At 70.8% G+C, this 14,624-nt stretch carries 15 protein-coding genes; 7 read left to right on the forward strand and 8 right to left on the reverse strand.

The window, feature by feature from the left end; translation table 11 throughout:
- Nucleotides 1-19: 19 nt before the first annotated feature.
- From ABD256_RS18855 to ABD256_RS18870, 4 genes are all read right to left on the reverse strand, one after another.
- On the reverse strand, nt 20-577 hold the full coding sequence (locus ABD256_RS18855) for a snapalysin family zinc-dependent metalloprotease (RefSeq protein WP_344420012.1): 558 nt from the start codon (nt 575-577) through the stop codon (nt 20-22).
- 30 nt (nt 578-607) lie between these two features.
- On the reverse strand, nt 608-1,327 hold the full coding sequence (locus tag ABD256_RS18860) for a S1 family peptidase (RefSeq protein ID WP_344420015.1): 720 nt from the start codon (nt 1,325-1,327) through the stop codon (nt 608-610).
- Nucleotides 1,328-1,945: 618 nt separating this feature from the next.
- Entirely contained in the window at nt 1,946-2,254 is a 309-nt protein-coding gene (locus ABD256_RS18865) for a hypothetical protein (protein ID WP_344420018.1), read from the reverse strand.
- Between the two features lie 25 nt (nt 2,255-2,279).
- Nucleotides 2,280-2,711: a YybH family protein gene (locus ABD256_RS18870; protein ID WP_344420020.1), complete on the reverse strand. Its 432-nt coding sequence runs from the start codon at nt 2,709-2,711 to the stop codon at nt 2,280-2,282.
- A gap of 116 nt (nt 2,712-2,827) precedes the next feature.
- On the opposite strand from ABD256_RS18870, the gene ABD256_RS18875 reads away from it, so the two are divergent.
- From ABD256_RS18875 to ABD256_RS18885, 3 genes are all read left to right on the forward strand, one after another.
- A complete protein-coding gene (locus tag ABD256_RS18875; protein ID WP_344420024.1) occupies nt 2,828-3,199 on the forward strand; it encodes a YciI family protein in 372 nt (123 codons plus the stop codon).
- Nucleotides 3,196-4,419, forward strand: a complete 1,224-nt coding sequence (locus tag ABD256_RS18880) for an RNA polymerase sigma factor (protein ID WP_344420512.1) — start codon at nt 3,196-3,198, stop codon at nt 4,417-4,419. Before ABD256_RS18875 ends, ABD256_RS18880 begins: the two co-directional genes overlap by 4 nt.
- Before the next feature lie 262 nt (nt 4,420-4,681).
- Nucleotides 4,682-5,581: a DMT family protein gene (locus tag ABD256_RS18885; RefSeq protein ID WP_344420027.1), complete on the forward strand. Its 900-nt coding sequence runs from the start codon at nt 4,682-4,684 to the stop codon at nt 5,579-5,581.
- Between the two features lie 2 nt (nt 5,582-5,583).
- Here the strand turns inward: ABD256_RS18885 and ABD256_RS18890 are convergent, their stop codons facing one another.
- Together ABD256_RS18890 and ABD256_RS18895 are read right to left on the reverse strand one after the other, a co-directional pair.
- Nucleotides 5,584-7,797, reverse strand: coding sequence for a P-loop NTPase fold protein (locus ABD256_RS18890; RefSeq protein ID WP_344420030.1), 2,214 nt, complete (start codon nt 7,795-7,797; stop codon nt 5,584-5,586).
- A 20-nt stretch (nt 7,798-7,817) separates the two neighbouring features.
- Nucleotides 7,818-8,690, reverse strand: coding sequence for a LysR family transcriptional regulator (locus tag ABD256_RS18895; RefSeq protein WP_344420033.1), 873 nt, complete (start codon nt 8,688-8,690; stop codon nt 7,818-7,820).
- A 92-nt stretch (nt 8,691-8,782) separates the two neighbouring features.
- Here ABD256_RS18895 and ABD256_RS18900 point away from each other — a divergent pair, with 92 nt between their 5' ends.
- From ABD256_RS18900 to ABD256_RS18910, 3 genes are all read left to right on the forward strand, one after another.
- Complete coding sequence (locus tag ABD256_RS18900; RefSeq protein ID WP_344420035.1) at nt 8,783-9,640, forward strand: TIGR03564 family F420-dependent LLM class oxidoreductase; 858 nt, start codon at nt 8,783-8,785, stop codon at nt 9,638-9,640.
- An 85-nt stretch (nt 9,641-9,725) separates the two neighbouring features.
- Nucleotides 9,726-10,571, forward strand: coding sequence for an oxidoreductase (locus ABD256_RS18905; protein WP_344420038.1), 846 nt, complete (start codon nt 9,726-9,728; stop codon nt 10,569-10,571).
- Nucleotides 10,572-10,668: 97 nt separating this feature from the next.
- The gene (locus ABD256_RS18910; protein WP_344420040.1) at nt 10,669-11,889 is read left to right on the forward strand and encodes a GGDEF domain-containing protein; all 1,221 of its coding nucleotides are present in this window, start codon (nt 10,669-10,671) and stop codon (nt 11,887-11,889) included.
- Nucleotides 11,890-12,027: 138 nt separating this feature from the next.
- Here the strand turns inward: ABD256_RS18910 and ABD256_RS18915 are convergent, their stop codons facing one another.
- Nucleotides 12,028-13,026, reverse strand: a complete 999-nt coding sequence (locus tag ABD256_RS18915; protein ID WP_344420043.1) for an NAD-dependent epimerase/dehydratase family protein — start codon at nt 13,024-13,026, stop codon at nt 12,028-12,030.
- A gap of 180 nt (nt 13,027-13,206) precedes the next feature.
- On the opposite strand from ABD256_RS18915, the gene ABD256_RS18920 reads away from it, so the two are divergent.
- Complete coding sequence (locus ABD256_RS18920; RefSeq protein ID WP_344420045.1) at nt 13,207-13,398, forward strand: hypothetical protein; 192 nt, start codon at nt 13,207-13,209, stop codon at nt 13,396-13,398.
- 18 nt (nt 13,399-13,416) lie between these two features.
- Here ABD256_RS18920 and ABD256_RS18925 read toward each other — a convergent pair whose 3' ends face one another.
- Nucleotides 13,417-14,616: an RNA polymerase sigma factor gene (locus ABD256_RS18925; protein WP_344420048.1), complete on the reverse strand. Its 1,200-nt coding sequence runs from the start codon at nt 14,614-14,616 to the stop codon at nt 13,417-13,419.
- Between the last annotated feature and the right edge of the window lie 8 nt (nt 14,617-14,624).

Genomic DNA, 14,624 nt, shown 5'->3' on the forward strand with positions numbered 1-14,624 from the left:
CGGGACAATCGGTGGCGGGTCAGTGGACGAAAGTGCCCGCGAGTTCGGCCTGCCGGATGCTGTCGGCGACCAAGCCGCCGCCCGCGTTCCGCTTGACCTGCGCCGCTTCGGTGGAGTGCGGTGCGGTGGTCTTGCACGACGTCGGCGAGCTGTGCCCGGACATCAGGTAGTCGCACCGCCCGTTCCGGTTGTCGGGCAGGCCGAGGATGTGCCCGAGTTCGTGGGCGGCGATGCGCGGCGGGTAGAAGCCCTCGTTGACCGCTTCCCGTCCCATGTAGAAGGTGCCACGGCCGAAGCCGCCGGGGTAGGTCCTCGGCCAGCCGTCGTCGGCGAGCACCTTGACCGTGGCCTGGCTTCCGGTCCCCGGCTTGAGCTGGATTTCCGGCACCGCCTTGTTCCACGCCTCGGCGCCCTCGGTGACGGCCGCCTTGAACTCCTGCGCCTGGCTGGCGTCGTAGTAGATCGTGCGAACCTGGACCGAGGTTGCCGAGGACGCGGGTGCGCCCACCAGAGCCGGGGTCATGACCGCCATGCCGAGCGCGGCGACCAGGGTCATCGCGGCTTTCCGGAACGACATCGTGCCTTCCTCCTTCGGGTAAGGGCGGGCTCAGCCGCCGATCTGCTGGTTGATCCAGGGCAGGTGCGCCGCGATCCCGGTGTACAGCGTCGTGGTCGCGCAGTCGCCCCGGTTGTCGCCAGGGCCGTGCGTCTCACCGGCGAGGGTCCAGTCGCCACGGGTGCCGACGACCGCGGGCCCGCCGGAGTCGCCGTGGCACGCGGAATGCGCGCGGTCGCCGGAAACGCAGAGGTCGTCCGCGGTCCCGCCGCCCGGTGCGCACTGGCGGCTGGCCAGCACGGTCAGGTCGATCTCCTGGAGCGTGGTGGCGTTGCGGCAGGACGGCCAGCTCATGCACCCGAAGCCGAGCAGGCGCACGGCCGTCCCCGCCGCGGGCGCCGACTGCGTCATCTTCACCGGTGCCGACCGCGCCGGTGCGGACAGGTGCATCAGGGTGAGGTCGGTGCCGGGCTTGGTGATGTTGCGATCGATCCGGACGGCCTCGCCGCCGGAGTTCTTGCTGGTGGACCCGACCCGGCCCTGTGCCGCGGAACCGCAGTGGTGTGCCGTGACGATCCATTGCGGCGCGACCAGGCTGCCACCGCACCCGTTGCTCAGCGAGGTCATGAAGGAATAGGTTTCGCTGGCGTTGTGCCCGCCGATGATGCTGGGCTGGGCGGGACTCGAAGGCGCGGCGTCCGCTATGGTCGCACCGGATGCCGCAACAGCCATCGCGCACGCGCCGAGCGCCGCCAAGATGATTCTGCGCATGGGAACTCCCGATCAAGGTTTCGATGAACTGGGACTAAAGCGTTCTCCGTGCTCGAAAATGCGAGACGTCAACTCCGGGCGGCGCGCCGCGGGCCGAAAAGAGTATCTCAACGGATATCCGGTCCGGCCACCGTCTAAAGTAGGTTTTGTCAGTGTGTCGCCATCCTGCTCGATCTTCGCGCACTTCAGGGTGGCTCAACCGGGAAGATGCCCATAGTGGCATTTCGCTATAACGTCATGTTATGACTCCGGTGTGCGCCGGGTATTCCGCGCCGGAAAACGATCCGTGGCCGAACTTCCGAAAAGGGATGAATCCACGCGCCCGCGGCACGGCTCGGCGATCCGGGCACGGGTGCCCGACCGGGGCCTCCCCGAGGGTGGGCTGGTCCATGACTACTGGCTACGGCCGGACGGTGGCGAATGTCCGCTGGCGCTTCGCTTGACGAGCGTCGCCAGGCCGGGGCGGTCCAGGTTGTGGCGGATCCGGCCGGATCGGCCACTGTTCCGTGACCCTTCAAATAGCGGGACCGTCGTGCCAGGTGCTATCGGGGTGTTCGGGCAATGGTGCCGTTCGGACGGTCGGGATCGACCGTCCGAACGGCACCGAAGTGACAATGCTCAGCCTTGGCTCCGCGCAATACCGGGATTTCGGGTGCGGAATTCCAGGGTGCCCGCCCAGGCCGGGCGCGGTGCGATCCGGGCCGTTCTCGTCTCCGCGCGCTCGGCTTCGGCGACGTATCGGGCACCGCCCTCCTCGCCGAAGAAGCGGCATGCCGCCTCGGCTTGTTCGGGCAGCATGCCGCCGAATTCGGTGATCGTCACCTTTCCGCGCAGCAGCAGCACTTCCGGCGGTTGTGGTCCGGTGCCGATCGTGCTGGCGACGTCCGGGCGGATGCCCAGCGGCGGGCAGCGCGGGTACGTGCCCATCACCAGTTCTTCGCCCGTGGTGTGGTCACGGCTGGAGATCGGTCGCGGCGAGGAACGAACCGTCCATGTAGAACGGCGTCGACCGGTGCTCGTCGACGATGAGCCAGCGTTCGCCGTCGCGGCGGAAGCCGATGGTCGAGCGGAACCACATCTCGAACCCGGCCGCGGCCGAGCCCATCCGGTCGAGGCTGCGGCAGAACGCGACGTCCTCGCCCGCGGTGACGGTCAGCTCGCTGATGTCGTAGTGCACGCGGCCGCCGAACTTCGCGAACCAGTTCCGCATGCGGGCCGGGTCGCGCAGTTCGACGGCCGGGTGCAGCAGCGGCGGTTCGAGGTCGAACTGGACGGCGTCCGGCGCGTAGTGCGAGGCGAGCAGGTCCGCGTCGCCGGTGCGCATCGCCTGTTCGCGGTCGGCCATGAGCTGGCGGATTTCGGCGGCTGCCTTGGTGTCGGTCATGGGGTGCTCCCTCGTTCCCGGCATCCGGTGCGGATACCTCTCGTGAGGGATGTAGAAGCTGGCGCGCCGGCTTCGACACCGCGGTGAGAGAATTTCCCGACCTTTCGGAGGCGTTCATGAAGTACCTGATCCTGATCCACAGCAACGAGGCATCCCGGCAGGCCTGGGAAGGGCTCAGCCAGGAGCAGCGGAGTGATCTCGGCCGGGGCCACCTGGCCCTGCGGGAACTGCTCGCGGAGTCCGGCGAGCTGATCGTCTCGGAGGGCCTCGTCGACCCTTCGCACGCGAAGCGGGTGCGTGTCCGCGACGGGGAGACGATCGCGACCGACGGGCCGTTCGCCGAGGTCAAGGAGCACCTCGCGGGTTTCTACCTGATCGAGTGCGACAGCATGGAGCGCGCCGTGGAACTGGCGGCGAAGGCACCGGACGCGGCATGGGGTGAGGTCGAGGTGCGGCCCATCTTCGACCTGAACGGGATCGAGTTCTGAGCACGCCCCGCGCGCTCGAGGACCTGCTGCGCGAACTGGCGCCGCAGGTCCTCGGCGTGCTGCTGCGCCGGTTCGGCGGCGGTTTCGACACCTGCGAAGACGCCGTGCAGGAAGCCTTGCTGGCCGCCGCCACGCAGTGGCCCGCCGAAGGCGTTCCCGCCAATCCGAAGGGCTGGCTGATCACCGTCGCCCACCGGCGGCAGACCGAGCTGTGGCGCAGCGAATCAGCTCGCAAACGTCGCGAGGAAACGGTGTTCGGGCAGCTCCCGCCCGAGCAGGAGCCGGTTCCCGGCCAGGACGACACGCTGACCCTGCTGCTGCTGTGCTGCCATCCGTCGCTGACCCCGGTGTCCCAGGTGGCGCTGACCCTGCGCGCGGTCGGCGGCCTGACCACCGCGGAGATCGCGCGCGGGCTGCTGGTGCCGGAGGCCACTGTCGGGCAGCGGATCAGCAGGGCGAAGCAGCGGATCAGGGCCAGCGGCGCGGTGTTCCGCCTGCCGCCGGAGGCCGAGCTCGCCGACCGGGTTTCCGCCGTGCTGCACGTGCTGTACCTGATCTTCAACGAGGGGTACACCGCGAGTTCCGGGTCGTCCCTGTTCCGGGTCGAACTGAGCGCGGAGGCGATCCGGCTGGCGCGCCAGCTCCGCGAACGGCTGCCCGAAGACGGCGAGGTCGCCGGGCTGCTGGCACTGATGCTGCTCACCGACGCCAGGCGGGCGGCGCGGACCGACGCGGACGGCGGCCTGGTGCCGCTGGCCGCGCAGGACCGCTCGCGGTGGAACGCGGAGGCGATCACCGAAGGCGTCGAGCTGATCACCACGACGCTCGCGCGGGCCCCGGTCGGGCCGTACCAGCTGCAGGCCGCGATCGCCGCCGTGCACGACGAGGCGGCCACCGCGGCGGACACCGACTGGCGGGAAATCCGCGCGCTGTACGAACTGCTGCACACCATCGCGCCGGGTCCGATGGTGACGCTCAACCGGATCGTCGCGGTCGCCATGGCCGACGGCGCGGAAGCGGGGTTGCGCAGGCTCTCCGAGGCCGAAGGCGATCCCGCGCTGGCAGGCCATCACCGGGTGGCCGCGATCAGGGCGCACCTGCTGGACATGTCCGGTGACCGCGAAACGGCGGCGGTGCAGTACCGGCTGGCCGCCAAGCGCACGCTCAGCCTGCCCGAGCAGCGCTACCTCGAACAACGCGCCGTGGAGCTGAGCGAATGACGCGCACGCACCGGGTATGCGCCGACACCGTGCGTACATCGCTTCTGGTGCAACGGTTCCCGGCCGCGGGGCGGTTGACCGCGCCGCCCCGGCGGTAGGGCACACTCGACCACGGCGGTCTGGCTGCCACCAGTGCCGGTTCGGTGGCCACCGTGATCGTGCGCGCGGCCGCGGGGGACGAGAGTGGTTCCGGTGGCACCGAGAGCGCGCCGCTCGACTTGCCGGGAATCCGTCAGGTCCACGGATTCCCAGGGAGCTGTGCATGAACGTCATCGGGATCGCGTTCGCGATGGTCGGCGCCGTCTTCGCCGCGTTGGCCGCGCAGATGCAGCACCGGGCGGTCCACGCCACGAAGGGCGGCGACGAGTCGACGCTGGGGCTGCGCGCGCTCGGCAGGCTGGTGCGCCAGCCGTCGTGGCTGGTCGGCCTGCTCGTGATGACCCTCGGAGGAACCCTGCACGCGGTGGGGCTCGGCCTCGCGCCGGTTGCCGTGGTCCAGCCGGTCGGCGTGATCGCGGTCGGCGCGAGCGCGGTGTTCGGCGCGCGGGCCGGTGGACCGGGGCTCGGCAGGCGGGGCTGGCTCGCGGTGGGCGCGATCGCGGCGGGTGTGGCCGGTTTCGTCGGTTTCGCCGGGAGCAACGCGGAATCGACCGATGTGACCGGCGAGGCCGCTTTGCGGGCGAGCGAGTTCGTCGTCATCGGGGTGATCGGGTTCTGCCTGCTCGCCATGGCGCTCAAGGGGCGAGCGCGCGGCCTCGCCTTCGCCACCGCGGGCGCGATCGGGTACGGCCTGGTGTCGGTGCTGACCAGGGCCGTGCTCCAGCAGTTCCAGTACGGCGGGCCCGCCACGTTCCTGGTCGCCGCGCTGATCGGCATCGGTTTCGCGCTGCTCGTGGGCGCGGTGCTGGTGCAGCAGGCCTACGCGAACGCGTCACCGTCCACGGTGGTCGCCGGGGTCACCGTCGTCGACCCGATCGTGGCCGTGGCCATCGGTGTCGGGCTGCTCGGCGAGGTCGGCGCGGTGAGCGGCGGGGTGGCGGTGGCCGGGGTGCTGTGCGCGGTGGTGGCGGTCGGCGGTGTGCTGGCGCTGCCAAGGCAGGCGCCGCCGAGCCAGGAAGCCGCGCCCGAGCCGCGCCCGCTCGTGGGCACCACGGCCGGATAGGTTCAGTCCACCGCTTGCTGCTTGCGGAAGTCCTGCAGGCGTTGCCACGCCGCACGGGGGTAGAGCCCCATCTGCCGCTGGGCGACCGCGAGTTCGTGGAGGCCGGGCGTGAGCCGCTCCGGTGTCAGCCGGTCGTCGAACAGCGTCAGGACCGTGGCGCAGAAGAGCGCGAAGCACCCGGCGTGCAGGCGCAGTTTCTTTTCCTCCGAGGTGTCGTCCTCGGAGATTTCCCGCACCAGCCGGTCGGCCGATTCGGCCAGTTCGCCGGGGTCGCGGACGGTGGACAGGACGAGCAGGTCCCCGGCGAGTCCCGACGGCCGGGGATCGACGCCGAGTGCCGCGGTCATCGCGGCCAGTGCCGAGGCCTTCGTCGTGAGTTCCTTGTGCACCAGCGTCGCGGTGACCGCGGCGAGCGTCGGCTGGTAGTCGGTGGTGGTCACGTCGACCATGTCGATGGTGAGGCGTTTCAGTTCGCGGGGAAGCCCGCCGGAAAGGCAGTGGGCGAGGTAGCAGAACGCTTCGGGGATTTCGGCGACCCGGAGCGCGACCCACAGCCTGCTTTCGTCGAGCGTGAACGGGTCGAGGCGGAGCTGTTCGGAAAACGCGCTGTCCAGCGCGTCCCGCGCGGCAAGTCCCCGTTGCTCGAAGACGAGCACCGCCTCGTCGGAAACGGAAACGAAGAAGAGGCAGCCCGGTATGCCGAAGACTTCTTTGACGTCGTTGAGGAATTGCTGGGCCTTCTCCGGCTCGCCGATCTTGTCCAGCTCGTCGATCGCGATCACGACCCGCTCGGTTCCCCTTCGCTCCAGCGTTTTCGCGGCCCGCTCGGCGAAGGTCCGGAACGCGTCGACGACCTCGGGATAGGTGAGCTGCTGCTCGGCCCGCTGGGTCGATCGGGTCCGCCCGACGTCCCCGCCGAACGGCAGCGTGACCTTTCCCGCCCAGCCGGAGGTGAAGGTCTGCAGGTACCGGATCCCGCCAAGCTGTTTCATCGCGTCCCGCGCAAGCTGGTGCAGCGAATCCCGGCGCCGGAACCTGGCGCTGAGCACCGCGTTGACCGGGGCCAGTACGGCGAGTGCCAGGCAGCACGCGAGCACCCCGGCCGCCGTCGCCCGCGCGCCGGGCAGGCCGGACCAGAGAGCGGGCAACGAATCGGGGAACTGCGCGAAACCGCGCGCCATGAGATCGCCGAGATCGGCGAGAAAACGTCCCGAAGGCGCCTGCCACAGCAACGCGGAAACGGCGATTCCGCCGAACACGAGCGCCAGCAGATCGGCCGTGGCGCCGATGGCACGTCGAATTCGCGTGGCGCGCGTCCTTCGCTGCTCGCCGATGCGTTTTTCGACCGCGTCGAGAACGGCGTGGCAGAGCTGGGCGTGCAGATGGAGAACGAAGTCGCGGGCTTCGTAGTGGGCAGGCGCGGACGCTTCCACCACCAGGGGTTCCGTCGATTCCCGGTCGTCGAGCCGCCCCAGTTTCATGGTGCGGATCATCGTCGTCTTGCCGGTGCCGCGATGGCCGGCCAGCGCGATCGCGCCGGTGCCGGTGCGCTCCAGGATGCGGCGCAACCGCCGGGCGGCGGGGGTGTGCACGATGGTGTCGTCGTCGTCGGAATAGAGCCGGTCCACGTTCCGGTAGATCAACTTGGTGCCGTGGTAGAGCTGCCGGTTTTCCCGGATGTACTCGCGAAGCTCGGGGAGCACGATCTCGTTGAGCACGAACTGTTTCCGGGTGCCGAGCGCCGCTTGCCGCTCGTCGGGCAGCAGCGTGCCGGGCTGTGGCGTTTCCCATCGGTAGGGCAGATCGGGAATCCGGTGCACCAGGACGCGGCCGGAAAGCAAGAGCACCGAGACACCCCCGAACAGGCCGAAGACGCGCAACGGGACCGGCAGCGCCGACCAGGATTGGGTCAGCAAGGTCAGATAGCCCGTGCCGACGGCCGCGAGCACGGCCAGCCAGCCGGTTTCGCGTGCTGACGGCCGCCATCGCGGAGAATCCCACGTGATGAGCCCGTCCTGCTCCATCCGGATGCGCGCGAGCGCGGTCTCGTTCTCCAGCAGCGCATTCCTGGCCTGGTCGGAGCGGAGGCCCTCACGCCTGAGCGCGCTCACGATCTCCTCGTCGAGCAGGGCCTCGCCGACCAGCATTTCCAGGGCCACGCGCGCGGTCCACGATTCGAAGTCGCTCAGGAACTCCGCGCCCTGTCCGTCGGTCATCGGTACATGATGGCAACCGCTCAGGGCGTGGTGTCGCGGAACGCGGCGGTGATCACGGCGACGCAGGCGTCCGGGGTGGTTTCGGCGGTGACGACGCTGCCGGTGATCGCCACCGGCGGGTCGAGCGGGATCGAGCGGACCCTGGTGCCGCCGGCGGCGGCGATCTGGTCGGCTGGCAGCAGTGCCCAGTTTTCCGGGGTGGCCCCGATTTCGACGACGGTGTCCTGCGGGGTGCCCGCCCGGCGCCCGAGTTTCGGGCGCACGCCCGCTTCGCGCAGCGCGGTCGTGATCGCGTCGTACAGCGGCGGGTCGCATTCGCGGGCGGGGAAGCGCAGCGGGTAGCAGGCCAGCTCGTCGATCGTGACGGTTTCGCGGTCCGCGGCGGGGTGGCGGGTGGAAACGACCGCGTGCAGCGGTTCGGACCAGGTCGGCAACGCCTTCAGGCCGGGCACGGACACGGTGCCCCTGGCCAGCGCGAGGTCGAGTTCGCCGCGCCGCAACGCCGACAGCCTCGCCGCGGCCGGAAGGTCGACGAGGACGGGTTCGAACGCCGGGTTGCCGCGGCGCAGCTCGTCGATCCCGCGTTCGAGGCGGCTCGTCAGCCCGGTGGCGGTGCCGATGCGGACCGTGCCCACCAGAGGATCCGCGACGGCGGTGCGGACCCGTTCGGCGGCGGCGAGCGCGTCACGGGCCGCTTCGAGCGCCCGGCGCCCGGCGTCGGTGAGGCGCACCGTGCGCGGTGACCTGTCCAGCAGCCGGACGCCGAGCTCGCGTTCGAGCCGCGCGATCTGCTGGCTGACCGCGGGCTGCACGATGTTCAGCCGTTCGGCGGCTCGCCCGAAGTGCAGCTCCTCGGCGACCGTGACGAAATAGCGCAAGGCCCGCAGCTCCACCGTTCCTCCTGCCTGCCACGATCACTTCATGTTATCGCTGCGTGGGGGAGCTGGATCTGGTTCGCCCGCGCGGGCCGCGCTGGACTGGCCGCATGCGAATCGGCATCAATGTCACGCCGTCGACCGACGGCATCGAAGGTCTGACCGAAGCGGCGCGCGGTTTCGACAGCGCGTGGACGAACCAGCACCCCGGCGGCTGGGACCCGTTGACCCTGCTGACCGCCGTCGAAGGCGGGCCGCCGGAACTCGGCACCGCGATCGTGCCGACCTACCCCCGGCACCCGGTGGCGACGGCCACCGAGGCGCTGACGGTGCAGGCGCTCACCGGCGGCAGGCTCACGCTGGGCGTCGGGCCGAGCCATTCGTGGTACATCGCCGAACAGCTCGGCATTCCCTACGCCTCGCCCGCCGGCCACACGCGCGAATACCTCGAAGTGCTGCACCCGCTGCTGCGCGGCGAGCACGTCCGGCATTCCGGCCGCTTCTTCACCGTCGACACGCGGCTGACCGCCAAGGCGGACCCGCCGCCCGTGCTGATCTCCGCGCTGGGGCCGCGCATGCTGGAGGTGGCCCGCGACCTCGCCGACGGCACCATCGCGGTGTGGGTGCGGCCGGAGCTGGTCGCCGAGCACCTCGTCCCCGGTCTCGGTGCCGGCGCGCGGATCGTGGTGATGGTGCTGGTCGCGGTCACCGGCGATCCCGATGGCGTGCGCGCCGCCGTCGCCAGGGACTTCGCGAAGGTCGCGGAGATGCCCGCCTACCGCGCCGTGCTCGACCGCGCGGGCCTGGCGGGGCCCGCGGACACCGTCGTCGCCGGTACCGAGGCCGAGGTGGTCCGCGAGCTGCGTCGGTTCCGCGACGCGGGGGTGACGGACCTGATCGTTTCGGGGCTCGGATCGCCGGTGGACCGGGCGCGCGTGCGCGACGTGGTGCTCGGCGGAGTGCGGTAACCAACTAGTCGGTTGACTCTTCTCGAGCAGAGGTGTTCACTGAAAAGGTAACTATCTGGTTGGTTGTCGAACTGGAGCGCACCTCATGCCCAAGACCTGGTTGATCACGGGAAGCTCGCGCGGCTTCGGGCGCGAGCTGGCCCGCGCGGTACTCGAGAACGGCGACAACCTGGTCGCCACCGCGCGCCGCCCGGAAACCCTCGACGCGCTCGTGGCGCGGTACGGCGACCGGGTCCGCCCCTTCGCGCTCGACGTGACCGATGCCGTCGCGGCCGTCGCCGCGGTCGAGTTCGCCGTCGCCGAGTTCGGCTCACTCGACGTCGTCGTCAACAACGCGGGCTACGCGAACAGCGCGCCGATCGAGGAGATGGCGGCCGGCGACTTCCGCGCGCAGGTGGACGCCAACCTCTACGGCACCGTGAACGTCACGAAGGCCGCGCTGCCCGTGCTGCGGCGGCAGCGCGCGGGCACCGTCGTGCAGTTCTCCTCGGTCGGCGGGCGGGTCGGCGGAACCCCGGGGATGGGTGCCTACCAGACCGCGAAATTCGCGGTCGAAGGTTTCTCCGAAGTGCTCGCGAACGAGGTGAAACCCTTTGGCGTCAAGGTGATCATCGTCGAGCCAGGTGCTTTCCGCACCGACTGGCAGGGCTCCTCGATGACACTGCACGAGGTCGGGCGGGACTACCGCGAAACGGTCGGCGCGCTCAACGAGTACCGCAGGGCCACCGACGGCACGCAGCCGGGCGACCCGGCGCGCGCGGCGAAGGTGATCGTCGAAGCGGTCGCCCACCCGGACCCGCCGCGGCGGCTGGTGCTCGGGGCGGGCGCGGTCGAGGCGATCCTGGAGTCCGCGAAAGCGCGCGTCGAGGAAACGGAGAAATGGGCCGCGGTCAGCATTTCCGCGGATTTCCCCGTTGGTTCCTTGGGGTGAATCGGCCGCGCCCGGTATCTGCGCCGCGCCCGGCGGTCCTTGTTGAGTACCCCCGGCTCGCCTGCGGGCCGGGGTGCCGGACGGGGAGGGCGGATACGTGGGGGGTGGCCGCACCCGTGTCGACGGCTGGCCGAAGTGGGCGCGCTCGCGGTGGACGCGCGCCTGGATCGTGCTTGTCGACACGGGTGCGGCCGCGGTGTTCCTGACCGCGCCGTTCGAACGCGGCGGCCGGTACGAGATCGTCGCCTCCGGGGTGCTGCTGGGCTGCGGCGTGGTCGCCGCCGAAACCGCGCGGCGGGTGGAGGGACGGCGGCTGCGGTACGAAAACATGCCGTACGTCAACCTTTCCTCGGTGTGGACGATGGCGGGCGCGCTCGTGCTGCCGCCCGCGGTGGCCGGGGCACTGGCCGCCGCGCTGTACGCGCACGTGTGGCTCCGCGGCCCGCGGGGCATGCACCTGGCGCGCGTGGCGTTCAACGCGAGCAACGTGATCGTGACGTGCCAGGTGACCGCGTGGTGCGCCGCCGGGCTCGGCACCTACGACGGCAGCCCGCTGGGGACGTTCGGGCTCGGCGTGCTGATCGTCGTCTACTTCGCGGTGAACACGGCGATCGCGAGCGTGTTGCTGGCACTCGACGGCGGTGACCGGTCTGCGCGCGGGCTGCTGGGCGCCCGGCCGGACAACGTCCTCGAACTCGCCACGCTGTGCGCGGGCGTGCTGGTGGCGCTGATGCTCGAATGGCACCCACCGCTCGTCGCGCTGGTTCTCCTGCCCGCGTTCTGCCTGCACCGCAGCGGGCTCGTCCGGCAGTTCGAGCGCGCGGCGACGATCGACGCGAAGACCGAGCTGCTGAACGCGGCGCGCTGGCACGAGGTCGCGGACGCCGAACTGGAGCGCGCCCGCCGCGGCGGCACCGGGCTCGGCGTGCTGATGATCGACGTCGACCACTTCCGGCAGGTGAACAACACCATGGGCCACCTGGCGGGCGACGAGGCACTGCGCGCCGTCGGACGCGCCATGCGGGAGACGACCGACCTTTGTGGACGGTTCGGCGGCGAGGAGTTCGTGGTGGCGCTGCCCGCCACCACGGTGGAAGACGCCGCCGATGTCGCCGACCGGATCCGGCGGCGCGTCGAACGGATGCGGGTCACTTCGAGCACCGGCGCGGTGTTCGGGGTGACGGTGTCCATCGGGGTCGCGGGCTTCCCCACGGCGGGGCAGTCCGTGGAAGACGTCATGCACGCCGCCGACAACGCCCTGTTCACCGCGAAAAGACGGGGGCGGAACCGGGTGCACGTAGCGCTTTCCGGCGATTAACGCGCTTATTATGCGCGCGTCGATTTCGCGTCCTTGGGGAATCTGACGCCGCATTCTCGGCCCTCGTGGCGCGGGGCTTGGTGATGCTGATGCCCTGAAGGTCGCCTTCGCGGCGTCGGATTCCCCCCAAGGCGTCCTTCAGGGCGTGCGGCTTCCCCGGCTCGCCAGTGCCTTCGCTTCGGCTTCCGGGGTGAGGCCGGGGCGGGGGCGGTCCGCACGAAGGGGTGCTTCGCCGACGGAGCGCAACCAGTGCCAGGTGTCGGCGACGGTCTCGCCGACCGGGCGGCAGCGCAGGCCGGTGTTCAGCGCCTTCGTGACGTCGGCGCGGTGCATCATGTCGTGGTCTTCGCCGGGCGGGAGCCAGATCGGCAGCTCGGTCCACGGTTCGATGCCCGCGGCGAGGATCTCGCCGGGGTCGAGCCAGCGCAGGTTCGCGGCCGAGCCGGTGACCCGCGCGCACGCGTCGAGCAGCGAGCCCATTGTGGCGTGGCCGGACGGGCTCACCAGGTTGTAGGCCCCGCCGAGACGAGCCGAAGCGGCGTCGAGGACCCACGTGGCCAGGTCGCGGACGTCGATGTACTGCAACGGCAGGTCGCGCGGGCCGGGTGCGAGGACGTCGCCGCCGCGCGCGATCCGGTTCAGCCACCACGGCAGCCTGCCGACGTTCTCGTGCGGGCCGAGGATGAGCCCCGCCCGCGCGAACAGCGCGCTGCCGGCGAAAGCGGCTTCGACGGCCAGTTCCGCGCCACGCTTGTCTTGCGCGTACTCGGTTTGCTCGCCGTCGGGCGAACCTTCGACGAGGGGAGCTTCTTCGGTCGCCCCCGGTGCCACGGGATCGGCGTACACCGAGCGGGTCGAGACGTAGAGGTAGTGGCCCGCCCGGCCGGCGAGCGCCCGCGCCGCGTCGCGAACGACCCTGGGCGCGGCGCTCCAGGTGTCGACCACGGCGTCCCATTCGCCGCCGGCGAGCGCGGACAGCCCGCCGGGCGCGGTCCGGTCGCCGTGCCGGACCTCGACACCGGGCAGGGGCGCGTGCCTGCCGCGGTGGAAGACGGTCACCGGCCAGCCGCGCCGGAGTGCCGCTTCGGTGATCGCGCGTCCGACGAACTCCGTGCCGCCGAGGATGAGGAGCTTCATGGCCCCACCGTCGCGCATTCCGCCGCCGCGTGGTCGGGTATTCGCCCACGGCGAAAACAACCAAGGTTGTTCCGGGGTCATCCAAAATGATGAGAGCGGGATCGACCTGCGGTGTGATGCCGACGCGTCCGGGGTTTGCCAGGCTGTGGTTCGCTTCGTCACCGAGGGAGGGCCCACGTCGTGATCCTGCTGTTCGGCCTTCTCTGTCTCGTCCAAGGCGTTGGCGGGATCATCAACTACTACAACTCCAGCGCGAAGAGCTGGTACCTGCTGAACTACATCCCCGCGCTGCACGAGTACCGGCTCGCCGGGAACATCGTGATCGCGGTGCTCGGCCTGATCTTCCTGCTCGGGTCGAGCCGCAAGCGCTGAACCCGGGCGCGTGCGAGGTCAGCCGCGGCGGCGTTCGAGGAAGGCTCGTTCGGCCGCGTTGCCGGTGCGCGCGATCGCCGTGTCGTAGGCGGCGGTGGCTTCCGCGGTCCGGCCCAGCCGCCGCAGCAGGTCCGCCCTGATCGCGTGGAACAGGTAGTACTCGTCCAGCTTCAGCTCGCCGACGAGGGCGAGCGCGGCTTCGGGGCCGTCGACCTCGGCGACGGCGACGGCCCGGTTCAGCGCGACCACCGGGCCCGGGTCGAAGGCGCGCAACTGGTCGTAGAGCCGGAGCACCTGGTGCCAGTCCGTTTCGGCGGCGGTGCGGGCGTCGCTGTGCACGGCGTTGATCGCGGCCTGGAGCTGGTACGGCCCCGGCCGGTCGCGGCGCAGGCATTCCTTGACCAGCGACCGGCCTTCCGCCACCAGTTCGCGGTGCCACTTCGTCCGGTCCTGGTCGGCGAGCAGGACCAGTTCGCCGTCGGCGTCGGTGCGCGCGTCGCGGCGGGCGTCGATCAGCAGCATCAGCGCGAGCAGCCCGGTGACCTCGGGTTCCGACGGCATCAGTTCGGCGAGGATCCGGCACAGGCGGATGGCCTCCGCGCACAGGTCTTCGCGCACGAGCGCCTCGCCCGAACTCGCCGAGTACCCTTCGTTGAAGATCAGGTACAGCACCGCGAGCACGCCGCCGAGACGGTCGGGCAGATCGGCCTCGCCGGGGATCCGGTACGGGATGCCCGCGTCCCTGATCTTGCCCTTCGCCCGTACGATCCGTTGCGCCATGGTCTTTTCCGGGACCAGGAACGCGTGCGCGATCTCACGGGTGGTGAGCCCGCCGAGCAGCCGCAGCGTCAGCGCGACGCGCGCGGGGACCGCCAGCGCGGGGTGGCAGCAGGTGAACAGCAGCCGCAGCCGGTCGTCGCGCACCGGGCCGGTTTCCGCGGGCTCGTCGCGCACGGCGAGGAAGGCCGCGTCGGCGTGTCTGTCCTTTCTGGACGCTTCGCGGCGGAGGCGGTCGATCGCCCTGTTCCGCGCGGTGGTGATGATCCAGCCAGCGTGGCTCGGCGGGGGACCGCCGGACGGCCAGCGCTCCACCGCGACGGCGAAGGCGTCCTGCACGGCTTCCTCGGCGATGTCGATGCTGCCGAAGGCGCGCACCAGCACGGCGACCGCGCGCCCGTACTCCGCGCGGAACACGCGGGCTATCTCGGATGCGTCCACGGGAGGAG

This window comes from Amycolatopsis minnesotensis (assembly GCF_039529815.1).
Lineage (GTDB): Bacteria > Actinomycetota > Actinomycetes > Mycobacteriales > Pseudonocardiaceae > Amycolatopsis > Amycolatopsis minnesotensis.

Bases quoted from the DNA above. Each gene is read 5' to 3' on its own strand.
- ABD256_RS18870 (WP_344420020.1), bottom strand. From the start codon at position 2,711: ATGACCGACACCAAGGCAGCCGCCGAAATCCGCCAGCTCATGGCCGAC.
- ABD256_RS18890 (WP_344420030.1), bottom strand. From the start codon at position 7,797: ATGACCGACGGACAGGGCGCGGAGTTCCTGAGCGACTTCGAATCGTGG.
- ABD256_RS18900 (WP_344420035.1), top strand. From the start codon at position 8,783: ATGCGAATCGGCATCAATGTCACGCCGTCGACCGACGGCATCGAAGGT.
- ABD256_RS18865 (WP_344420018.1), bottom strand. From the start codon at position 2,254: ATGGGCACGTACCCGCGCTGCCCGCCGCTGGGCATCCGCCCGGACGTC.
- ABD256_RS18905 (WP_344420038.1), top strand. From the start codon at position 9,726: ATGCCCAAGACCTGGTTGATCACGGGAAGCTCGCGCGGCTTCGGGCGC.
- ABD256_RS18860 (WP_344420015.1), bottom strand. From the start codon at position 1,327: ATGCGCAGAATCATCTTGGCGGCGCTCGGCGCGTGCGCGATGGCTGTT.
- ABD256_RS18915 (WP_344420043.1), bottom strand. From the start codon at position 13,026: ATGAAGCTCCTCATCCTCGGCGGCACGGAGTTCGTCGGACGCGCGATC.
- ABD256_RS18855 (WP_344420012.1), bottom strand. From the start codon at position 577: ATGTCGTTCCGGAAAGCCGCGATGACCCTGGTCGCCGCGCTCGGCATG.
- ABD256_RS18875 (WP_344420024.1), top strand. From the start codon at position 2,828: ATGAAGTACCTGATCCTGATCCACAGCAACGAGGCATCCCGGCAGGCC.
- ABD256_RS18885 (WP_344420027.1), top strand. From the start codon at position 4,682: ATGAACGTCATCGGGATCGCGTTCGCGATGGTCGGCGCCGTCTTCGCC.